Source organism: Neobacillus sp. S1115 (assembly GCF_055385565.1).
Map to the genome: position 1 here is coordinate 4,904,864 of NZ_AP038275.1, position 22,416 is coordinate 4,927,279.

Annotated in this window: 22 protein-coding genes and 1 other RNA gene; 8 read left to right on the forward strand and 15 right to left on the reverse strand. The window is 41.4% G+C overall.

Annotation, left to right across the window (positions count from 1 at the left end; genetic code table 11):
- The first annotated feature begins 187 nt into the window (after nt 1–187).
- Nucleotides 188–1,291 carry a sporulation integral membrane protein YtvI gene (gene ytvI / locus ACZ5B7_RS24010; protein WP_464491230.1) on the forward strand — a complete coding sequence of 368 codons (1,104 nt, stop codon included), beginning with the start codon at nt 188–190 and terminating at the stop codon, nt 1,289–1,291.
- 242 nt (nt 1,292–1,533) lie between these two features.
- On the opposite strand, the gene pyk is transcribed toward ytvI, so the two are convergent.
- From pyk to dnaE, 7 genes are all read right to left on the reverse strand, one after another.
- Nucleotides 1,534–3,294: a pyruvate kinase gene (gene pyk / locus ACZ5B7_RS24015; protein WP_464494559.1), complete on the reverse strand. Its 1,761-nt coding sequence runs from the start codon at nt 3,292–3,294 to the stop codon at nt 1,534–1,536.
- 20 nt (nt 3,295–3,314) lie between these two features.
- A complete protein-coding gene (gene pfkA / locus ACZ5B7_RS24020) occupies nt 3,315–4,274 on the reverse strand; it encodes a 6-phosphofructokinase (RefSeq protein WP_423799292.1) in 960 nt (319 codons plus the stop codon).
- Nucleotides 4,275–4,577: 303 nt separating this feature from the next.
- Complete coding sequence (accA, locus tag ACZ5B7_RS24025) at nt 4,578–5,555, reverse strand: acetyl-CoA carboxylase carboxyl transferase subunit alpha (protein ID WP_213144624.1); 978 nt, start codon at nt 5,553–5,555, stop codon at nt 4,578–4,580.
- A complete protein-coding gene (gene accD, locus ACZ5B7_RS24030; protein WP_464491231.1) occupies nt 5,540–6,427 on the reverse strand; it encodes an acetyl-CoA carboxylase, carboxyltransferase subunit beta in 888 nt (295 codons plus the stop codon). The genes accA and accD overlap by 16 nt, the downstream gene beginning before the upstream one ends.
- A 189-nt stretch (nt 6,428–6,616) precedes the next feature.
- Nucleotides 6,617–7,183, reverse strand: a complete 567-nt coding sequence (locus ACZ5B7_RS24035; RefSeq protein WP_464494560.1) for a FadR/GntR family transcriptional regulator — start codon at nt 7,181–7,183, stop codon at nt 6,617–6,619.
- 55 nt (nt 7,184–7,238) lie between these two features.
- Nucleotides 7,239–8,477 (reverse strand): NADP-dependent malic enzyme, encoded by a 1,239-nt coding sequence (gene ystJ, locus ACZ5B7_RS24040; RefSeq protein ID WP_464491232.1) that lies wholly within the window; start codon nt 8,475–8,477, stop codon nt 7,239–7,241.
- A gap of 115 nt (nt 8,478–8,592) precedes the next feature.
- Nucleotides 8,593–11,958, reverse strand: a complete 3,366-nt coding sequence (dnaE, locus tag ACZ5B7_RS24045; RefSeq protein ID WP_464491233.1) for a DNA polymerase III subunit alpha — start codon at nt 11,956–11,958, stop codon at nt 8,593–8,595.
- Between the two features lie 160 nt (nt 11,959–12,118).
- On the opposite strand from dnaE, the gene ytrH reads away from it, so the two are divergent.
- Nucleotides 12,119–12,457: a sporulation membrane protein YtrH gene (ytrH, locus tag ACZ5B7_RS24050; protein WP_213144620.1), complete on the forward strand. Its 339-nt coding sequence runs from the start codon at nt 12,119–12,121 to the stop codon at nt 12,455–12,457.
- Entirely contained in the window at nt 12,454–12,957 is a 504-nt protein-coding gene (gene ytrI, locus ACZ5B7_RS24055) for a sporulation membrane protein YtrI (RefSeq protein WP_213119916.1), read from the forward strand. Before ytrH ends, ytrI begins: the two co-directional genes overlap by 4 nt.
- 33 nt (nt 12,958–12,990) lie before the next feature.
- On the opposite strand, the gene ACZ5B7_RS24060 is transcribed toward ytrI, so the two are convergent.
- Entirely contained in the window at nt 12,991–13,923 is a 933-nt protein-coding gene (locus tag ACZ5B7_RS24060; RefSeq protein ID WP_464491234.1) for a DHH family phosphoesterase, read from the reverse strand.
- 98 nt (nt 13,924–14,021) lie between these two features.
- Between ACZ5B7_RS24060 and ACZ5B7_RS24065 the strand changes: the two genes are divergently transcribed.
- Complete coding sequence (locus tag ACZ5B7_RS24065; RefSeq protein WP_213144618.1) at nt 14,022–14,330, forward strand: YtpI family protein; 309 nt, start codon at nt 14,022–14,024, stop codon at nt 14,328–14,330.
- 49 nt (nt 14,331–14,379) lie between these two features.
- On the opposite strand, the gene ACZ5B7_RS24070 is transcribed toward ACZ5B7_RS24065, so the two are convergent.
- The 3 genes from ACZ5B7_RS24070 to ACZ5B7_RS24080 form a co-directional block, all read right to left on the reverse strand.
- Entirely contained in the window at nt 14,380–15,696 is a 1,317-nt protein-coding gene (locus ACZ5B7_RS24070; protein ID WP_464491235.1) for a DRTGG domain-containing protein, read from the reverse strand.
- 247 nt (nt 15,697–15,943) lie between these two features.
- Nucleotides 15,944–16,180, reverse strand: coding sequence for a hypothetical protein (locus ACZ5B7_RS24075; RefSeq protein WP_423799297.1), 237 nt, complete (start codon nt 16,178–16,180; stop codon nt 15,944–15,946).
- Between the two features lie 62 nt (nt 16,181–16,242).
- Nucleotides 16,243–16,923 carry a metal-dependent hydrolase gene (locus ACZ5B7_RS24080; RefSeq protein ID WP_464491236.1) on the reverse strand — a complete coding sequence of 227 codons (681 nt, stop codon included), beginning with the start codon at nt 16,921–16,923 and terminating at the stop codon, nt 16,243–16,245.
- A gap of 177 nt (nt 16,924–17,100) precedes the next feature.
- On the opposite strand from ACZ5B7_RS24080, the gene ACZ5B7_RS24085 reads away from it, so the two are divergent.
- Nucleotides 17,101–18,198 carry a M24 family metallopeptidase gene (locus tag ACZ5B7_RS24085; protein WP_464491237.1) on the forward strand — a complete coding sequence of 366 codons (1,098 nt, stop codon included), beginning with the start codon at nt 17,101–17,103 and terminating at the stop codon, nt 18,196–18,198.
- A 55-nt stretch (nt 18,199–18,253) separates the two neighbouring features.
- Nucleotides 18,254–18,450: non-coding RNA, 6S RNA (gene ssrS / locus ACZ5B7_RS24090), on the forward strand.
- A 98-nt stretch (nt 18,451–18,548) separates the two neighbouring features.
- Here the strand turns inward: ssrS and ald are convergent.
- Nucleotides 18,549–19,667: an alanine dehydrogenase gene (ald, locus tag ACZ5B7_RS24095; RefSeq protein WP_464491238.1), complete on the reverse strand. Its 1,119-nt coding sequence runs from the start codon at nt 19,665–19,667 to the stop codon at nt 18,549–18,551.
- A gap of 161 nt (nt 19,668–19,828) precedes the next feature.
- On the reverse strand, nt 19,829–19,987 hold the full coding sequence (locus ACZ5B7_RS24100; RefSeq protein WP_378584303.1) for a hypothetical protein: 159 nt from the start codon (nt 19,985–19,987) through the stop codon (nt 19,829–19,831).
- Nucleotides 19,988–20,090: 103 nt separating this feature from the next.
- On the opposite strand from ACZ5B7_RS24100, the gene ACZ5B7_RS24105 reads away from it, so the two are divergent.
- Together ACZ5B7_RS24105 and ACZ5B7_RS24110 are read left to right on the forward strand one after the other, a co-directional pair.
- Nucleotides 20,091–20,543, forward strand: a complete 453-nt coding sequence (locus ACZ5B7_RS24105; RefSeq protein WP_464491239.1) for a universal stress protein — start codon at nt 20,091–20,093, stop codon at nt 20,541–20,543.
- Between the two features lie 117 nt (nt 20,544–20,660).
- Complete coding sequence (locus ACZ5B7_RS24110) at nt 20,661–20,975, forward strand: hypothetical protein (RefSeq protein ID WP_464491240.1); 315 nt, start codon at nt 20,661–20,663, stop codon at nt 20,973–20,975.
- Between the two features lie 69 nt (nt 20,976–21,044).
- Here ACZ5B7_RS24110 and ACZ5B7_RS24115 read toward each other — a convergent pair whose 3' ends face one another.
- Together ACZ5B7_RS24115 and ACZ5B7_RS24120 are read right to left on the reverse strand one after the other, a co-directional pair.
- Nucleotides 21,045–21,557 carry a MogA/MoaB family molybdenum cofactor biosynthesis protein gene (locus tag ACZ5B7_RS24115; RefSeq protein ID WP_464491241.1) on the reverse strand — a complete coding sequence of 171 codons (513 nt, stop codon included), beginning with the start codon at nt 21,555–21,557 and terminating at the stop codon, nt 21,045–21,047.
- Nucleotides 21,554–22,396, reverse strand: coding sequence for an EcsC family protein (locus tag ACZ5B7_RS24120; RefSeq protein WP_464491242.1), 843 nt, complete (start codon nt 22,394–22,396; stop codon nt 21,554–21,556). Before ACZ5B7_RS24120 ends, ACZ5B7_RS24115 begins: the two co-directional genes overlap by 4 nt.
- Between the last annotated feature and the right edge of the window lie 20 nt (nt 22,397–22,416).

Genomic DNA, 22,416 nt, shown 5'->3' on the forward strand with positions numbered 1-22,416 from the left:
ATAACATTATCGATGATGTGGAATACAATAACTCCAGTAGTTTTTTTCTATATTCCTCTGAAACTAATTTTAATAACTAAACGTATAAATTTAAGAAGAAATTTTAGGCGATGGAAAAATATGCAGAAAAATTAATAAAATGGTAAAATAGAGTAAGCGATTTTAAAAAAATGGAGGTCTATTACTTTTGAATCCCAAATACATAAACCGGAGCATTAGGTTTTTAATTGTTATCGGCGTTGTTGTTTTAGGGCTGCTTTCCTTTTACTATTTATCAAAAATAACCTATCCATTTTTAATCGGCCTTATTATAGCACTGGCCATAAACCCGCTAGTCAATCTTTTTGAAAATAAAACAAAAATGCCAAGAGTACTTGCTGTTTTTGTTGCTCTCATTATTATATTTGCCATCTTTGCCGGCTTGATTACTTTGCTCGTAGTCGAGATCGTTACCGGAGCCACTTACTTAGCTAAAGTTATTCCAGAGCATTTAAACACTTTAATTAAATTCCTAGAAGACTATTTTACAGATTTGTACAATCAATTAACTAGCGTCTTTAATAAGTTGAATCCCGGGCAGAAAGACACGATCATTACCAATATTCAGAATATCGGCAAAAGGGTAGGGTCAACTGTCGGAAACTTTATTCAAGGCTTTTTTGGCAGCATTCCTAATGTTATTTCATGGATTCCAAATGCTGCAACCGTATTGATTTTCTCCTTGTTGGCAACCTTTTTCATCAGCAAGGATTGGTACCATTTAAAGGCGATGGGTGGAAGGCTATTGCCACAAAAAGCCAGAACAAGTGGAAAAACAGTATTTGTTGATTTGAAAAAGGCGCTTTTCGGCTTTATTAGAGCGCAGTTGACGCTGATTTCCATAACAACGGTTATCATTCTTGTTGGATTGCTTATTCTTCGTGTGGACTATGCCATTACCATTGCCCTTTTGACTGGTCTAGTCGACATTATTCCCTACCTTGGTACAGGAGCGGTATTCGTCCCTTGGATTGTCTATGAAGTTATAAGCGGCGACGTTGGGCTTGCCATTGGGCTTGGTGTCCTTTACATAATCGTGTTGGTTCAAAGACAGATCATGGAGCCAAAAATCCTTTCTTCAAACATTGGACTGGACCCTTTGGCAACATTAATTGCACTTTTCGTAGGTTTTAAACTAATCGGCTTTCTTGGATTAATTGTCGGTCCCGTAACTCTTGTGATCATAAGCACGCTATACAGGGCCAATGTTTTTCATGATTTATGGAAGTTTATCGTGGGAAAAGAAGCTTAAAGGAACAAAAGCGTAAGCGCCCTGGTCAGCGGCGTATGGCCTGGAGCTCTCCAACTGAGATAAAGGAAACACGAAGAGCGCAAGCGATTCGATGTTGACTTATCGTAGGGCGGAGAGCGAAGGACACTAGCCGCTAGGGCGCTGGAGCTGGACGTGTCTATCCAGGTAACAAGTTATCCACAATGATTTAATGTATACTTTCCTAGACCATAAAAAAACTCGCCGGCTGGCGAGTTTTTTTATTATAGTACACTAGCATGTCCGTTATAAATAATGCCTCTTGATGCGTCCACCGTGATTTCTTGGCCTTCCTTAAACAGTTTGAGTGCATTTTCAACTCCCACAATAACAGGAATACCTAAGTTTAAACCAACAACAGCAGCATGGCTTGTTAAGCCGCCTTCCTCTGTAATAAGGGCGGCACATTTCTCAAGGGCCGGAACCATTTCCCGGTCGGAGCCGATGGTTACAAGTATGGAACCCGTTTTTACCTTTTCAGTAGCTTCATTTGCATCATGGGCAATAACGACTTTTCCAAAAGCGGACTTGCGTCCAATCCCTTGTCCCTTCGTAATAATATCGCCCACTACATGGATTTTCATTAAATTCGTTGTTCCCGCTTCTCCGACAGGAACACCAGCAGTAATAACCACCAGCTCACCGTGTTTAACAATGCCGCTGTTTAAGCTTTCCTCTACGGCGCTTTCAAGCATTTCATCCGTCGTGGTACACATTCTTCCCATCCGTGGATAAACTCCCCAGACAAGTGCTAGACGCCTGCAGGTTGATTCATCCGCAGTAATTGCCACGATCGCTGCCTTCGGACGATATTTTGAAATCATCCTAGCTGTATGTCCGCTTTCAGTTGGCGTGATAATTGACTTTACCTCTAAATTTAATGCTGTATGAGCAACCGATTGACCAATCGCATCAGTTAGGTTGTGTTCTGCATTCTTGCTGCGGTGTGAAAGGATTTCTTTATGGTTCAGAGCCTGCTCAGCCCGTGAAGCGATATTATGCATCGTTTGCACTGCTTCAACCGGATATAGCCCTGCAGCAGTTTCTCCAGAAAGCATAATAGCATCTGTTCCATCAAAAATGGCATTGGCCACGTCACTTGCTTCCGCACGAGTTGGCCTTGGATTTCTTTGCATTGAATCAAGCATTTGTGTTGCAGTAATAACCGGTTTACCTAGGGCATTACATTTCTTAATCAAAGATTTTTGCACCAATGGAACCTCTTCTGCAGGAATTTCTACACCAAGGTCACCGCGTGCTACCATCAGTCCGTCTGAAACCTCAAGAATTTCATCAATATTATCGACGCCTTCTTGGTTTTCAATTTTAGGGATAATTTGGATATGTGTTGCCTGGTTTTCTTCTAAAAGCTGGCGAATTTCCAAGACATCCTTGGAACGGCGAACAAATGAGGCCGCGATAAAATCAACGCCCTGCTCAATTCCAAATAAAATATCCTGTTTATCCTTCTCTGTAATACCTGGCAGGTTAACTGAAACTCCCGGCACATTAACACCTTTTTTATTTTTCAATGTACCACTGTTTAAAATTTTGGTCTTAATTTCGCCCTTAGAATGATCAATGTTGATCACTTCCAGCCCAATTAAACCGTCATCCAACAGAATTTTGGAACCTGCTTGTACATCATCAATTAAACCTTCGTATGTAACGGAAAATTTCTCTGTGGTTCCCTCCACTTCGGTCATTGATACAATAATTTCTTCTCCGGACTTCAGTTCAATAGCTCCATTTTGCATATTGTGGGTACGAATTTCTGGCCCCTTTGTATCAAGCAAAATGGCAACTGTTTTACCTGTTAAACCGGCTGCTTCACGGATATTCTTGATTCTAGCGCCGTGTTCTTCAAAATTCCCATGAGAAAAATTTAATCGTGCTACATTCATTCCTGCATTCATTAATTGTGTTAAATTGTCAACACTTTCACTTGCAGGGCCAATCGTACAAACAATTTTTGTTTTGCGCAACATTTCTTGCCCTCCCTTTTTTAAATCGAAAGTTCTTTAGAAAGATTAAATAGTTCAAGATCCAATGTATGTTTTTTGGCAAGAGCGTCAATAATGTCGTAGTCGACAAGCTTGTTATTCTCCACACCGACAGCACGGCCGCCTTTGCCCTCAATTAGAAGTTCCACTGCTCTCGCACCCAATCTGCTGGCAAGCACCCGATCTGCGGCAGTTGGCGAACCCCCACGTTGAATATGTCCCAATACTGATACCCTTGTATCGAGGTTGGTGGCATCCTTTAGCTGCTTAGCAAACTCACCCCCGCTGCATACACCTTCGGCGACCACAATAATACTATGCTTTTTCCCACGTTCTTGACCTTTTCTCAAACGATCAGCAATCTCGTCCATGTTGTAATTCTCTTCTGGAATCAGAATCGTTTCCGCTCCTCCGGCAAGCCCTGCCCACAAGGCAATATCACCGGCATCTCGCCCCATTACCTCAATAATAAAAGTTCTTTCGTGCGAGGTAGCCGTGTCGCGAATTTTATCTATTGCATCAATGACTGTATTTAATGCCGTGTCAAAACCGATTGTCATATCAGTTCCTGGAATGTCATTATCAATCGTACCCGGTACACCAACACAAGGATAGCCAAGCTCTGTCAATGCCTTCGCACCACGATATGACCCGTCACCGCCAATGACGACAAGTCCTTCAATACCATGAGCCTTTAACTGTTCAATTCCTTTTTGCTGGCCCCCTGTTGTTTTAAATTCCGGGCAGCGGGCCGATTGAAGCATTGTTCCTCCGCGATGAATGATATCTCCAACTGAACCGAGCTCAAGCTTTTTTATATTGCCGCAAATTAACCCTGAGTAACCACCGTAGATGCCATAAACTTCAACATTGTGATAAATGGCTTTTCGGACAACAGCGCGGATTGCTGGGTTCATTCCCGGTGAATCCCCGCCGCTTGTCAGCACCCCAATTTTTTTCATGGTAATCACCTCATTAATAGGATAAAGGTACTATGTAAGCCTCTTTAAGAAGGATGGTTTAAAATTACATTTGTTTTCCTTCTTCTATTATTAACATAAAACCCTTGAATATTAATAAAATATCACGAAGGAATAACCATAACAACTATGTCAATAGCCATTTTAGAATAGACGGAATAGTTCGTTAACTGAAAGCGTTTCATATCATAATGAGAACGTTATCATGGGTTTTACAGCCAATTTTATATGAACTTTTTGTGAATGCCCAACGAAAAAACGTGCCCAAATGAGCACGCATTTTCCTTAATTTACTCCAATGTATTCATTTATCAATCCAAACTCTCCAATTGTTCTAAAACGCTTGTATCGATCAGCAATTAATTGGTCAGCAGAAAGCTTCAAAAGCTCCTCCAAGGATTTGATTAGGACAGGTTCAATTTCCGCAGCTTGTCCTTGCACATTCTTGTGAGCACCGCCCTTAATTTCTGGAACGATATCATCGATAACTCCTAGTTCCTTTAGGTCAGGCGCCGTGATTTTCATAGATTCTGCCGCATTTTTAGCGTAGGCAGCGTCCTTCCATAAAATTGCCGCCGCTCCCTCAGGCGAAATGACTGAGTAGGTGGAGTTTTCAAGCATGTAAATCCGGTTGCCAACACCTAGTCCAAGCGCGCCGCCGCTTCCGCCTTCACCAATGACAATACAGATAACTGGTACTTTCAACCCTGCCATTTCAAACAGGTTACGGGCAATTGCTTCACTCTGTCCCCGCTCTTCTGCTGCTTTACCAGGGTATGCGCCTTTCGTATCAATAAAACAAATAATCGGCCGGTTGAACTTATCAGCTTGCTTCATCAACCGCAAAGCCTTTCTGTAGCCCTCAGGATGTGGCATTCCAAAGTTTCTGCGGATATTTTCCTTTGTATCCTTTCCCCGCTGATGGCCTATTACTGTGACAGGCAACCCTTTAAATTTGGCAATCCCGCCAACAATCGCTTCATCATCGCCAAAAGTCCTGTCCCCATGGCATTCAAAGAAATCGTCAAATAGATAGGAAATGTAATCCAAGGTTGTTGGCCTGTTAGGATGGCGGGCTATTTGCACCCGGTCCCACGGTTTAATATTTTCATATATTTCCCGTTCCAGCTTCTCCAACCGAGCCTCTAATTTATTGATTTCCGAACTCAAATCCACATCAGTGGTATCTGTAAATTCCTTAAGCTCAGCTATTTTTTTTCTCAGTTCATTGATTGGGCGTTCAAATTCTAATTCGCCTGCCATTCAATCACACCCCCTGGCTGATGGATATCAAGTATCGTTGCAATTTTCTCTGCCAATTCTAATCGGGAAATGATGGCATCAAGCTGCCCATGTTTTAACAAAAACTCTGCTGTTTGAAAGTCTTCCGGCAATTTTTCACGGATTGACTGCTCAATCACCCTGCGTCCCGCAAAACCGATTAATGCTCCAGGTTCGGCAAGGTTATAATCCCCCAATGATGCAAAGCTAGCAGACACCCCGCCAGTTGTTGGATGGGTCATAATTGAAATGATTAAACCGCCATTGTCGCTGAATTTCTTTAAGGCAACACTTGTTTTCGCCATTTGCATCAAACTTAGTGCACCTTCTTGCATCCTGGCTCCGCCCGATGCTGTAAAAATAACGAATGGAACGGACAATTCATCCGCTTTTTCAATCGCTAAGGTAATTTTTTCGCCGACAACCGATCCCATACTGCCCATTCGGAAGGTTGAATCCATAACGGACACAACGACTTTATGGCCGTTAACTGTACCAACCCCAGTGACAACCGCTTCATTTATTTTGGTTTTTTTGCGGTCCTTTTCAACCTTTTCTAGATAGTCGGGAAAATTCAAAGGATTCTTTGAAATCATATTTTCGTTGAATTCCTCGAAGCTTCCTTCATCAAGAAAACTTTCAATACGCTCCTTTGAATTCATAGGAAAATGATGTCTGCAATGAAGACAAACCTTTAAGTTTTTTGAAAGTTCTTTTGTATACATAATTTTTTTGCATGAAGGACATTTTGTCATTATTCCTTCAGGAACGTCGCTTTTCGCCGCTTCTGTAGGAATGGTTGCGTATTTCTTCTTTTTTGTCTGGTTTTTGGAAAATAAATCTTTAAGCGCCAAAAAATAAACCTCCTTGTATGGAATCTTGGCTGATGACGATAATCTATCAGCAGTCTTTCTAACAATTGGCTTTCTCATACATATACCGATAGGTGGCCAGACCACTGAAGGATTTAAAAATGCCCTATAAAGGGGCTTGTATAATTTACTATAAAATAAAAAAAGTTCAAAATCTGTTGCTTTCTGTCGTTAGACAGATGACAATTTTCGTAATTGAACGTATGCCAAAAGGACCTTCATTTCGTCTTTATCAGCCATTGCATCCAATAAATATAGATAGTCTTCACGCTTGTACTCTACAGAAGAAGATGATAACGAATGATAGTAATCCTTTAAGATTTCCCATATCTTAAAAAAAAGATGGTTGTCTGCGGCTTCAAAAATCTGATAAAAAAATTGATCATCCTGGAATCCTTCTGACTCCGTCACCCATTCTTTCACGGCAGCGATATTCGATCGGTCCATTCTTTTCAGTGCGAGGCGCAGACCATCCATTTCGATAAAGTTTTTTGTTTCGAAGACATCCAGTTTTGCTTTTTCATCCTGCAAAATAAACGTGCTGAGAAGCTGGACCAATTGATTTCCCCGGAAGTCACGAAGATAAGTACCCTCACCCCGGCGTGTTTCAATTAAGCCTAACAGTTCCAAAGCTCTCAGTGCTTCTCTAACGGAAGAGCGCCCGACATTCAGGCGCTCAGACAGTTCACGTTCCGAAGGAATTTTATCCCCCTGCTTTAGTCCATCATCCGTTATCATTTCTCTTAGCTGTTTTAAAATCTCTAGGTACACTTTAGAATTGCTCACGAAAGAATCACTCACTTTTGCCAATTAGAGCGAGCCTTTTTGTTTTTTCCTTTATATCTTCAGGATCTACTTTTATCCTTGCTACACCTGTTTCCATGGCAGCTTTTGCTACTGCAGCGGCAACATTTGGAGCAACCCGCTGGTCAAATGGCCCCGGAATGACATAATCTGCATTGATTTCCTCTTCCTCAATCAAACCGGCAATGGCTTCAACTGCAGCAATTTTCATTTTTTCATTAATATGGGTAGCCCGAACATCAAGTGCTCCGCGGAAAATCCCAGGGAATGCAAGAACATTGTTTACCTGATTTGGAAAATCAGAACGTCCTGTTCCCACCACTTTTGCCCCTGCTTCTTTTGCTTCATCAGGCATAATTTCCGGTACCGGATTTGCCATCGCAAAAATAATCGGGTCAGTATTCATGGATGCAACCATTTCTTTCGTTAACGAACCCGCAGCGGAAACACCAATGAATACATCGGCACCCTTAATTACATCCTTTAGGCTTCCTGCCAAGCTGTCGCGGTTCGTATACTTCGCCACTTCAGCCTTCACATTGTTCATGCCTTCCGGACGACCTTCATATATCGCACCTTTAGTGTCACACATGATGATATCTCTTACACCATAGCTAAATAATAATTTTATAATGGCAATCCCTGCTGCTCCTGCACCGTTAGCCACGACTTTAATTTCCGTCATTTTCTTGCCTGTCAGCTTTAAAGCATTGACAAGTCCTGCTACGGTTACTATAGCTGTTCCATGCTGATCATCATGGAACACTGGAATATTCGCTTCCTTCTTTAATCTTTCCTCAATGACAAAGCAGTTTGGGGCGGCAATATCTTCAAGATTTACCCCGCCAAAGGTAGGTTCTAAAAGCTTAACAGTCTCAACAATTTTGTCTACATCGGTAGTGTTTAAACAAATTGGAAAGGCATCGACGCCGGCAAAGCTCTTAAACAAGACCGCTTTACCCTCCATAACCGGCAGCGCTGCTTCAGGGCCAATATTGCCAAGTCCAAGAACGGCTGTACCGTCAGAAACAACTGCAACCATATTCCCTTTCATTGTATAGTCGTAGACAGTTTCCGGTTTTTCATAAATATCCTTACAAGGTTCTGCTACACCTGGAGAATAGGCTAAGCTTAAATCCTGTGCATTTCTTACTGGCACCTTCGATTTCGACTCTAATTTCCCTTTATTAATTCGATGCATATGTAATGCTTCTTCTCTTAAAGTCAAGACTGTCACCCCGCAAATGAATAAAAAAATAAAATAAATTCCCCGTTTTAACATTGGTGGTCAGACCACACATGTCTCCTTACCACTATAACATATCTTCCAAAGTTGTAAAGATTTAATCTTTCAAGACTACGTTATGACTACCCAATAAATCCTTTAAGGATTGGATAATTTCCGGATGGGGGTTAATATTTTTTTCCGCGCCTAACCTTACTGTTTTCTTTGTGATGTCATAATGCAAGACTACCGTTGCATTCCCCTTATTGCTACTTAGAAGCATGTTTAATTCTTGGAGAGTCCTTTCATCTTCCTTGTCATGGGTGATTTTTAAATACAGCACAGTCTGTCTGACTGCATGAGCATCCAGCCATTTCTCGATTTCTGTAACTTGTTGAATAATCAATTGCCGCTTTCCATCACGTTCTTCGACTTTCCCTTCAAGCAGGGCAAAGCATCCTTCCCCTAAGTATTGGGAGTATTTTCGGTATGCATCAGGAAAAACGACTGCCTCCATTTCACCGGTTGGATCGCTTATAGTTAAAAAGGCCATTGATTCCCCTTTTTTCGTCCGGATTGATTTTTTGGATGTAATGTAGACTCCTGCTTGCGCCTTCCTGATCTGGCTATTTAATTGAAATAAGGCTTGAGCACCTGCCCGTCTAAGCTTTTTTTCAAAAATGGAGATCGGGTGATTGGAAAGATATAAACCAAGCGCCTCTTTTTCATAGGAAAGCTTTATTTGTTGGGTCATTTCATCAACCTGCACATATTTCGGTTTCGGAATCAGTTCATCCTCGAACATATCAATTTGATTTGTGTCATCCGTTTTAAATATTTGCGCATGCTCGATCGCAACATCCAGACTGGCCAATAGGACGGCCCTGTCCTCCCCGAATTCATCAAAACTGCCGGAATGGACTAGATATTCAAGTGTTTTACGATTGATTGCCTTTCCCGATACCCTGATACAAAAATCAAATAAATCACTAAACTTCTTTCGTTTTCTCGCTTGAAAAATTTCCTTCAAAGCAGCCGCCCCAACCCCGCGGATGGCACCCAGACTATAGCGGATTTTCCCTTTCTCCACTTGAAATAAATAACTGCTCAAATTAATGGAAGGAGATAGGATATCAATTTCCTTTTGTTTTGCTTCTAAAATATATTGGCCGATTTTCGCCTCGTTTCCGATGGCGGAGGTAAGCAGGCCAGCCATAAAGTGAACCGGATAATTGGCTTTTAAAAAGGCGAGGTGATAGGCAATTAAGCTATAAGCCACGGCATGGCTGCGATTAAACCCATAATTCGCGAATCGGACAATCAAATCATATATTTCATTTGCCAAAGTTTCGCTGTATCCCTTCTTCAGCGCGCCTTGGACAAAATGCTGACGCTCTTTATCCAACACTTCTTTTTGTTTCTTCCCAACCGCTCTTCTTAACAGATCTGCTTCACCAAGGGAAAATCCTGCCATGATGGAAGCAATCTGCATAATTTGTTCTTGATAGACAATGACGCCGTACGTATTCTCAAGGATCGCCTGAAGGTCAGGATGCGGATAATCAATTTTCTGCAGGCCATGCTTCCTGTCAATAAAAAGCGGGATATTTTCCATCGGACCCGGCCTGTACAAAGCGTTGACAGCGACAATATCCTCAAAACGAGTCGGCTTCAGGCGTGTTAACACCTTCCTCATTCCCTCTGATTCAAGCTGAAAAATACCTGTTGTTTCGCCTTGAGCTAATAGATTGAAGGTTTTATCATCATTAAGCGGTATAGAGCCAATATCCAATCTCCTTCCTGTGTGGCGATAGATGGAAGACAGGATCGTTTCAATTAAGGATAAATTTCTAAGCCCCAAGAAGTCCATTTTGAGCAGGCCCAGTTCCTCTAAATATTCCATAGAAAACTGGGTTAAAAAAATCTCACCTGATCCTTGCTGAATCGGAATTAAGTCGATTAACGGCTTCTCACTGATGACAACACCTGCAGCGTGCGTTGAGGTGTGACGGGGCAGCCCTTCCAGCTTCAGCGCTGTATTAAACAATCGGCTATTTAAAGGAGTCTCCTGGATGAATTTCCGTAAACCTTCCGATTCCTTATAGGCATCCTTTAAGGTTAGACCCGGGCGAGAAGGAATAAGCCTTGACATATAATCCAACTCTTTCGTATTTAGACCGAACACCCTTCCGACATCCCTTAAGGCCGCTTTCGCAGCAAGTGTACCGAATGTAGCAATTTGTGCAACATGCAGCTCTCCATATTTTTGTGCAACATATTCAATGACCTCATCCCGGCGATGGTCGGGAAAATCGATATCAATATCAGGCATGGAAATCCGTTCAGGGTTTAAAAATCTCTCAAACAACAGATGATGCTCTAGAGGGTCAACATCGGTTATGTATAACACATAGGCGACTAGGGACCCAGCAGCAGATCCCCTGCCCGGTCCGGTTAAAATCCCCTTTTCCCGTGCGTATCTCATAAAATCCCAAACAATTAAAAAATAATTGCTGAACTGCATCCGCTTAATTACTTTCAATTCATAGGCCAGGCGGTCCAAGTACTCCGTTGATGGTTCCTCCGAAATTCTTTCCTTTAAACCTTTTTGACAAAGTTTTTCGAGATATTCTTCCGCCGGCATGCCGTTTTCCGTTGGAAAGGATGGTAGGTACGTTTTGTCTAAATTTATGTTTATATTACAACGTTCAGCAATCCTAAGCGTATTTTCCAGCGCCTCCGGGACATCCGCAAAGCACTCAGCCATTTCAGCGGAACTTTTTAAATAGAATTGGTCACTGCCCAGCTGCTGACGATGGTCGTCCTGCAATTTGTCACCATTTTTAATGGCTAACAGGCATTCATGAGCAAACATATCTTCTTTTTCCAAATAATAAACTTGATTGGTGGCCGCGAGCGGGATATTCCATTCTTTTGAAAGCCGGAGGAGCGGTTCCCTAAGTGTTTTTTCCTGTTCAAGCTGATGGTCTTGAAGGGCAAGATAAAAATTGCCGCGGCCAAAAATATCAGAAAGTTCAAGAGCAAGATCTTTGGCCAAAGCCACTTCGTTTGTTAATAAAGCCTGCTCAATCTCCCCTTCTATTCCCGGTGTAATGGCAATGAGCCCCTTAGAATAAGCCTTGAGCCATTTGTGAGGAAGTCCATTTTCAGCCTTTGTTTGCACAGCACTGGATATTTTTAGTAGATTCTTATAGCCTGCGTCATTTTCCGCTAACAACACAAGTGGATACGGTCCTTCTTCCATCCGTTCACTTTCGATATCCACCGTCAGTCCGATAATCGGTTTTATTTGTTGTTTTTTGCAAAGCTTATAAAATTCAATCGTCCCGTACATAACATTCCGGTCGGTTAATGCCAGCGTCCGAAATCCTTTGCTTCGGGCATTCTCCACTAAATCGGATACAGACGCCGTGCTGGTCAATAAACTATAGGCACTATATACATGAAGGTGAATAAAAGACATCCGGTCGCACCTCTCATTCTACTTTTATCTTACTTCCATTATAAAACTTGATATAAAAAAAAGAAAATATGTTCTATTTTTCACTGCCAACTCATATTAAATTGCACTTGTCCATATAAATGTATAAAGATCATTTGGCTAGACAAAGGCGGTTGAAGGAATGAAAGAACTTGGTTTTTTTCCAGCTTTTATCGAAAGCTATTTTATTGCGTTAGGAGTTGTGCTGGGAGGTTCGCTTATTGGGGGGATTGCCTCCTTTATAACTGGACAGCCTCCATTAACAACGGTTTACCGATTATCATCCGCCCTTAGAATTTGGGCGATTGTTGCGGCGATAGGAGGAACTTTTGATACGGTTTATACATTTGAACGCGGTTTTTTAAACGCCGATACGAAAGACCTATTTAAACAATTTCTATTAATTCTTTCGGCCTTGGGCGGTGCCCAGACAGGTGCACTGATTATTAACTGGCTGACCCAGGAGCATATTTCATCATGAGAATTCCGCCTTATTACCGCAGACCTTCGTGGCAGCGTTTTATTTCCGGAATGGCCGTTGGCGGTGCCATCAGCTGGTGCATATTTTTATATATTTATGGAGTTTTTCAAGAGGACAATGCAAAATTAATCAGAAAGCAGCAGAAGGATATAGCAGAGTTAAAAGACGACGTTAAAATTTGGCAACAAGATTACGCTGAATTGAATAATAAAAATTTAGGAAAAATCACGATTGAAAAAATAAATATCCGAATAACCAACTGGGAGAAATATAAATTAGATCAGTTCAGTGTTTTTCAAACAGAAGAAGCCGTCAGAGATGATATCAAAATCGTACTGGCAAAAGATTTGGAAACAGTCGCTAAAAGCAAAGACATGCTGAAAAAAATCATTGAAAACAAACCATATGAATTAAACGAAAAGCGCTATCGCCTTAAGGTAAAGGAAATGGTTATCTATACCACTCTGACCATACAGTTGGAAATGGAATTCGCTGAATAAAGAAACGGCCGCATCTGGCCGTTTCTTTGCGTATTATTTACAAACTGCATGTAGTTCTCTAAGTACATTATCTACTTCATCCCAAGAATAGATGGAGGCACCTGCCGCTAACGGATGACCTCCTCCGTTAAACTTTCTGGCGACTACATTGATGACCGGTCCCTTTGAACGAAGCCGCACCCTTATTTGGTCACTTTCCTCAATGAAGAAAACCCATGCTTTAATCCCTTTTACATCCCCTAAGGTACTGACTAACAATGACGCTTCTGCAGGTCTTGCATGGTATTCCTCAAGCAGTTCCTTTGTCAGTCTAACTGTTGCAACGCCGTTTTCTTGCATATCAAAGTTCTGCAATATGTACCCATTTAACTTAATAATATTTGGTTCTAGTTCGTACATTCTGTCAAACAACTCCGTACGCGAGAAATTAAAGTGGACCAACTCTCCCGCATAAGCAAATGTCTTGTCCGTTGTACTCGGAAACAGAAATCTTCCGGTATCCCCGACAATGCCGCCGAATAACAGTCTTGCTGCTTCATCATTTATTTTTAGCCCTTTTTCTTTTCCATCTAAATAAAATTCATAAATCATTTCGCTGCAGGAGCTTGCAGTCGTATCGACCCACAATAAATCGCCATACGGATCTTCATTTGGGTGATGATCGATTTTAATCAGCATATCCCCCTTAGTGTAGCGCTTATCGTCAATCCTTTCTTGATTGGCCGTATCGCAGACTATCACCAGTGCGCCCTCATAAACTTCGTCTGCGACTTCATCCAGCCTTCTCATAAAGTGGAGGGTCGGCTCCTCCTGCCCTACTGCATAAATATTCTTTTCCGGAAAAGACGCCTTTAAGATAGCTGCCAATCCGCCCTGTGAACCATAGGCATCAGGATCAGGACGAACGTGGCGATGGATAATAATCGTGTCGTATTGTTTGATTGTTTCCAGTATTTTCTCTTTCATATATTCTCCTTTTCAACCATCCTTTTATGAACATTGTAGCATTTTCCTTCAAATACAGGTAAAATATTAGGTGATTTTTAAAATTGGAGGAACATTAGATGCTAGGTTTGGTTTTTCTTATCGTTATTTTATTTGCTTTTTATTTATTTTATAAAACAAAATACATCCGGAGCAATCGTCCTGTTGAAAAGAAATGGCTTTCCGCTAAGTCCAATATTGCCCTCGGGCTTTTTGTCCTTATGTTTGGGATTAATACCATCTTCCTTTCCACCTCAACTGCGGCTTATATCGTTGCAGCCATATTCATTATATATGGAGTCTTATTTAGTTGGGTAGGATTCAAAAAATATAAGCATTACCATCGGTTTGCCATTGAAGAAGCTGAAATGCTTGAGGCAGAAAAGTAACATAACTATAGCCGCTCCCTGAATACGAAGGAAGCGGCTATTTGTCATGTTATCTGTCAATCAATTGGCACATCATCATTGCTTTTCCGACAAGAACGCCTTCATTAAATACTTCCACGTCTACCTTTCCAAACTTTCGCCCTACTTCCAGCACTCTTGGATAGATTTCCAATGTGCTTTCCATTTGAACCGGTTTAATAAAGTAAATTGTCATATTTTCGACGACAAGATCACCTTTTTTATAGCTTTTCAGCACTCGGTTGGCAGCATCGGAGACGATGGTCGTAAATACACCATAGGAAATGGTCCCAAGGTGATTTGTCATTTGCGGGGTCACTTCACAGGTAAAAGCATCTTCTCCTTTATCTTTCCCCTGTAAAATTCCTATCTGATTGGTGACAATATCATCAAGAGTTACCCCCACCTGCGGCTGCCGCTGGTTCATTTGCAGTGCCTTCAGGACATCCTGCCTGCTGATCAGCCCGTCTAAGTGATTGGAATCGTCCGCTACAGGAAGTACTTCAATACCCTCCCAGACCATCATATGCGCCGTTGAAGCAATACTTGTTTTACCGTTTACAGTCATAGGCTGCCTTGTCATTATTTTATCAATCGTTATATCCATATCCTGCCCCAAAACATCTTTGCTTGTTACCATCCCCTGGATTCTCATGTTATGGTCAACAACAGGGTAGCGGCTATGTGTAGTTTGCTGGTTTAATTCATGCCATCTTGAAACCTTATCGATTGTTTTTAAATAATAAGTCTCCGATAAGGGTGTTAAGATATCTTCTACTAAAATAATTTCTTTTTTAATTAATTGGTCGTAAATCGCACGATTTATCATCGTAGCGACAGTAAAAGTGTCGTAGCTTGAAGAAATAACCGGAAGCTCAAGTTCGTCTGCTAGTCGTTTAACTTGCTCCTCCGTGTCAAAGCCTCCGGTAACGAGTACGGCTGCTCCAGCTTTCAACGCAAGCTCATGGGCCTGTGTCCGATTTCCGACGATTAACAGATTTCCTGCCTCAGTGTAGCGCATCATGGCTTCCAATTTCATAGCACCGATCACAAATTTATTGAGTGTTTTATGTAGTCCCGTTCTTCCGCCCAATACTTGACCGTCGACAATATTGACCACTTCCGCAAAGGTTAGCTTTTCAATATTTTCTTTTTTCTTCCGTTCAATCCGAATCGTGCCAACCCGTTCTATCGTACTGACGTAGCCTTTATTCTCGGCTTCTTTAATGGCACGATAGGCAGTTCCTTCGCTGACACTCATTGCTTTGGCAATTTGCCTGACAGAGATTTTCTCCCCAATCGGCAGTCCATCAATATATTCTAAAATTTGTTCATGCTTTGTCGCCAAGACCTTCACCCTTTATAATCAAATTCCAATCTATCCGTATCCGAAAATGTCTCCAATTTCATTATAAAGTTAAAAAAGCCTTGATTCAATGCGGATGACAAATAAAGCGGAAGCGCCTTGACCAGGGGCGACAGGCATAAGACGAGCCGGCGAGAAGGCTGCTTTTTAGCCTTCTTGACGGATTGGCTTATGACCCCGAGCCCCTAGGCGCTGGAGCTAGGAATCTCACAAATAGAAATCCCGCTCCTTAATGAAAAGAGCGGGATTTCTTCTTTAATTGCCCCAATTGCTGCTTTGAGATTTGCTTTTTTGGTGTATAAAGAAGCGCGGTAAGATTTCCGGCAATGACCACTAGAGCAAATCCTAGCCAAGCGATTGAAAAAATTCCTTGCGTCCCCTCAGCCGTTACCGAAAGCCTAGGAACCGCAAAATACAGCATAAGTGCTGCAAGTAAAATACATAGTAAATATCTATTCTTTTTCATCTTCCTTCCTCCTTAACAGACTGCTTGTTTTATTTTTATGCTATAAGGAGGAAAAAAAGTAGTTAAATTTCGATTGCTTCACCCGGGTTTAACACTTTTCCGTTTTTCTCTTCAAGTAATTCAATGAATCGATTAGGATCCTGCTTGATTGGCGGGAATGTATTGTAGTGAATTGGCACCACTGTTTTTGCCTGCAATAGCTTAGCCGCATAGGCAGCATCCTCTGGCCCCATTGTAAAATTATCGCCAATTGGAAGGAAGGCCACATCAATTGGATGACGTTCGCCAATCAACTTCATGTCGGAAAACAATCCAGTATCGCCTGCATGGTAAATGGTTTTGCCTTCACTGCTAAATAAAACCCCTGTCGGCATGCCGCAATAAATGATTTCATTGTTGTGTGTTGCATAGCCTGAACCATGAAAGGCCTGGGTCAGTTTAACTGTTCCAAAATCAAAATGACACGCGCCGCCGATATTCATTCCATGTGTTTCAACGCCCTGCCAGCTAAGATATGTAGTCAAATCGGCATTAGCAACAACAAGCGATCCGCATCTTTTCGCGATTGCCACAGTATCACCGACATGGTCATTATGCCCATGCGTTAAAACAATCACATCTGCATGAACTTCCTCGGCCTTTAAATCTGTTAAGCTATTTCCTGTAATAAACGGATCAATTAAAATCGTTTTTCCATTAGTGTTAATTTGGACGACAGAATGACCGTGATAATAAATTTTCATTTACATTACCCCTTTCAAGAACTATATTAATTACTTCCATAAAAGTTTCGGAAATCCTTCCACAATATACCCATATCAATCCTGTTTTAGCACATCATAAAATCAGATAGTTTACATTTTATTTTTCTATTGATACTCTCAAATAGAAAATGCTTTTAAAAAGGGAGGACCCTGATAATGAATCAACGAATTGAAAAGCTGCAAAGCTGGATGAAGGAAAATGATATTCATGTAAGCTTTGTTACTTCATCTGAAAATGTATTTTACTTAAGCGGCTACTATACAGACCCGCATGAACGATTGCTTGCTCTTGCTGTCTTTCAAGAAGAAGAGCCGTTTTTGGTTTGTCCGGAAATGGAGATTTACAATGCAAAAAATGCTGGCTGGCAGCATGAAATCATTGGCTTTAACGACATTGTCAATCCATGGGATATGATTGTAAATGCGATTAAGACGCGCGGAATTACTGTTGGAAAAGCTGCAATCGAAAAAGAACACATGAATGTGGAACGCTATGAACAGCTTACGGAATTATTCCCAAATGCAGCGTTCATTTCTGCTGAAGAAAAATTAAGACTTCTCCGCATGATTAAGGATGCAGAAGAATTAAAAGCGATTGAAGAGGCGTGCGCCCTTGCAGATTACGCAGTTCAGTTTGGCTCCAGTGAAATTAAAGAAGGGAAAACCGAGCTTGATGTTCTTAATGCCCTTGAATACGCACTAAAGCAAAAAGGCGTAACAGAAATGTCGTTTTCAACTATGGTGTTAACTGGTGCGAACGCCGCCTCTCCACACGGCAATCCAGGCATGACCAGAATTAAAAAAGGCGATTTCATCTTATTTGATTTGGGTGTAATCGTTGACCGCTATTGTTCTGATATTACAAGAACAGTTGCTTACGGGGATATTAACGATAAGCAAAAGGAAATCTATGATACAGTATTAAAAGCCCAGTTAGCCGCATTAGAGGCAAGCAAGCCAGGTGTTACAGCAGCGGAAGTTGATTTGACTGCCAGAAGAATCATCGCAGATGCAGGCTATGGAGAATATTTTCCACATCGGCTTGGCCATGGACTGGGAATTAGCATCCATGAATATCCTTCCATTAAGGAAACAAACCAGCTTGTTCTTCAAGAAGGGATGGTATACACTATTGAACCGGGCATCTACGTTCCTGATGTTGCAGGCGTACGCATTGAAGATGATGTGTATATTACAGCCGATGGAGCGAGAGCATTAACAAAATTCCCGAAAGAGTTACAAATAATAAAGTAACCTGTTTGGATTTTTTTAACATTGAACTGTAGATTGATTTGATGTAACATACAAATACAGGCTGCGTTGTACGTAACAATAATAAAGTTTTAACCTTTAAGCTGTTATAGGGAGTTTAAACATCGAAGCTGGAATGACAAGCCTCTGTCTATATGACGTGGAGGACACGCAGAAAAGCTTCTGAAAACACCCACTTTGAGGAGTGGTGGTTTAAAACTTTCTTATATGAGGTACGGCAAATGCGGCTTTTTAATTTGGGTCTTTCTCACCAGCTTCCATATGAAGCTGGTTTTTATTTTTTCAATACAAAAGGGAGAACCGCTTTGGCGGCCTCCCTTTTTTCCTGTTCCTTACTGACCAAGTAAGCCTTTTGCTTCTCTGTATTCCAGTCCTTGAGCCTCCGCAACCGCCTTATAGGTTACATAGCCGTCTAGTGTATTGATACCTTTTAATAATGCTACATTTTCTAAACAGGCCTGCCGGTAGCCTTTATTGGCAATCTGAACGGCATAAGGAACGGTTACATTTGTTAAAGCAATGGTCGAAGTTCTTGGAACAGCACCCGGCATGTTGGCAACAGCATAATGGACAACACCATGTTTAATATAGGTCGGGTTATCGTGGGTGGTGATTTTGTCGGTTGTTTCAAAAATCCCGCCTTGGTCAATCGCGATGTCCACCACAACACTCCCAGGTTTCATTGTCTTAATCATTTCTTCCGTTACCAGCCTCGGGGCTCTCGCACCGGGTATTAGTACCGCCCCAATTACTAAATCCGATTCCCTTACTGCTTCAGCAATATTATAAGGGTTTGACATTAACGTTGTGACTTCTGAGCCAAAAATATCATCTAATTGGCGAAGGCGGTCTGGATTCAAATCAATGATTGTCACTTTTGCTCCCAAACCAATCGCCATTTTGGCTGCATTTGTCCCCGCGACACCGCCGCCAATAATTGTCACCGTTCCTCTTTGCACACCTGGTACACCTGAGAGAAGGATTCCCTTGCCTCCATAAACCTTTTCCAAAAATTGCGCACCAACTTGGGCCGCCATTCTTCCTGCAACCTCACTCATTGGTGTTAACAATGGAAGGCTTCCGTTTGGAAGCTGGACCGTTTCATACGCGATACCAACCACTTTGTTTTGGATTAAAGTCTTTGTTAATTCGGGTTCAGGCGCTAGATGCAAATATGTAAATAGGATCAGACCTTCCCGAAAATATTTATATTCACTTGGAATTGGTTCTTTCACCTTCATAACCATGTCCATTGACCAAGCTTTGTCTGCAGATTCAGTTAATTTAGCCCCGGCCGCCAAATAATCATCATCGGTGAATCCAGACCCCATTCCGGCTCCTTTTTCAATGTAAACCTCATGGCCGTAGTTTACCAAATTGCTTACTCCTGCTGGAGTCATGGCCACACGATTTTCATTGTTTTTCACTTCTTTAGGTACTCCAATTCGCATTTTCCATACCTCCAAATCTATTTGCCTCTTTTTTTCAGAATTCACTAAAGAATATGCGTACGCGGAGGTAAATTCTTGGGTAAATGCCCTTTCCAGAAGAATTTCATAGACTAATGCACAAATAATAAGGGCTGTTCATTGAACAGCCCCTCCTCCATTAACTATTCCTCAACTGCTGAAAAATCTCCATTTGTCGCTATTGCCGTTCCTTCGCCAATAAAACCGCTGTTATAAGAATTCATAATTTGTTCACTTACCTCAATTGCCCCATTTTCATCAAACTCAAATGAATATTGCTTATTCGGATCAAATTTAGTCATCTACCCCACCCCTTTTTATGTTAGTTCCTTCATTATTGTTCGAAAAATTGCAACAGTTATTCGTTGTAAAATATTGTATAATCAAGGTGAGGAGATGATAATCATGGGACTTAAATATCAACATATTTTAGTCGCGATAGATGGATCAAAGGAAGCAGATTGGGCTTTTAAAAAGGGGATTGAAGTCGCAAAAAGGAACAATTCCAGCCTTCTATTAGTTCATGTCATTGATACTAGATCATTTGCCTTAATTGAAGCCTATGACACGGTTGTTGGAGAAAGAGCAGAGAAACTAGCCAAGGATATGCTTGAAAACTACCAAAAGCAGGCAGAGGATGCCGGTCTCTCAAATGTTCAGTATGAAATTGATTTCGGTTCTCCTAAAGTAAGGATTCCTAGGGAATTGGCTAAGAAGCATAATGTAGATTTAATTATTTGCGGTGCAACCGGAATGAATATGGTGGAAAGATTCTTTATTGGCAGCGTTTCTGAGCATATTACCCGTTACGCGCCATGTGATGTTCTCATCGTCCGTACCTCAAAAGATATAGATTAAAGACATACTGCACGAAGCTAGATAGGCTTCGTGCTTTATTTTGAACTTTTTTACGTGAATGCACCATAGATGTGTAGTAAAATAAAATCAACCTATAATTGATTTTTGGAGGCTTCTATGAAAGAGGACTTTACATTCGACTCACGTCTTGGCATTTATATACCTGATTTACGGGCGGATTGGAATCAGTACAGCAAAGCAAATCAAGAAGCTATTCTCTATTGTTGGGAACGGATACGAGGTTCGATTCCCGACCGAATTGCGGACCTGGAACAGGAAATCAATCATAAACAAGCACAGCTTTCCGATGAAAATGACTTCCCCCGCTCGTGTCAATTAAACACAGAAATTTCCGAATTGGCTTCCATCATCAATGATTTATGGCTCTGGTACCGTGCAGACCAAAGAGTTTCAGGAAAAGTTCATCAATAAAAAGATAAGGGCCATAACCTCACTGCTACGTAGTATTAGAGCAGTGCTGGGTAATGGCCCCTTATCATCCTATAAATCTTTTTTAATTTCTTTTACAACATGGCCGATTTCGGGCAAAATCAGTTTGTTCATAGCAAGTTTTACAGCGCCGGAGGAGCCTGGTGTTGAGAAAACAGCTTTATTTTTAATAACGCCTGCAACTGCCCTTGAAAGTATAGCCGCAGAACCAATATCCTCTTGATAGCTCAGGATGCGAAAGATTTCACCGAATCCGGTCATTTCCTTTTCAAGCAGACTTTGAACCGTTTCAATTGTTACATCCCGTTTGGCAATACCTGTTCCGCCATTTGTCAGGATCACATCAATCTCCTCACGCTCACAGCCTTTCAGTATTTCCTCCTGAATGGGCAGAGCCTCATCCTTTACAATACAGTAGTCAACAACCTTGTGGCCTGCTTCTTCGAGCAAATCAATCATCAATCTGCCGCTTTTATCCGTCTCTTTGTCACGTGTATCACTAACTGTAATCACTTTACAATTCACTTGAATCTGGGCTGATTTTCTATGTTCTTGAATACTCATTCGCCAAACTCCTCTTTTTCTTTTAAATAACGAAGCTGATAATATTTCTGAGCCAGTTCCGTCACCTTCCTCGTCAGTTGATAATTGGCGCCTGCTCCAATTGCCATACTGATTAGCGGAACCCCATGAACAAGTTTTTTTCTGAATAATGTAATGACCACCGCTTTAAACAGCTGCTGAAGTGGCTGCTCAAGCCAGGTGATATCTGTTATCTCTTCTGTTCCTTCATAAAAATAAGGATTTTCATTCTGCTCCAATTCAGCCATTAAAGTGGCCCAGCCATCTTTTTTCATTCTTGGCGGCAGCGTCGCTGTATGAAATACCTTTAAAGAAGTCATCAATTCATAGGGAGTGTTGACTTCAAAACCATAGGACATGGCAATTAATTGAACGACTCTTAAATTAATTACTGCAATGGCTGGAATATCCGTCCCAAGCAAAAGTTTCCCGCCAGTCCCTGCCAAACCACCCTGGATAAACGAATATAGCCGGTGTTTGGCAATTTGCTGTTCAGCTATGTATTGCAATTGATCGAAATCCAATTGCCTTAGGTCTTCTATTTTTTCTGTGTCCTTGTTAAAAATTCTCGCGGAGGTGATGATTCTGTCCTTTGCATCCATTTGAAGCTGTGAGCCTTGGATAATTCCGTGCAAATGAAACAGCCAGCTGTCTAGACCTGAAAAAAACTGCCTTTGAAGATTCTCTGGCATAATGGAGAAGGACCGTTCCAAATATTTTTCATAGGTTAGTTGAAAGTCGTTTGTTTCATAGCTTAATAAGTTTTTTTCCCATTGCCGGATTTCGGCTAATTTTTTTCTTTCCTGGTCTGTTAATGGCATGCTTCCATCCCACCCTTTGA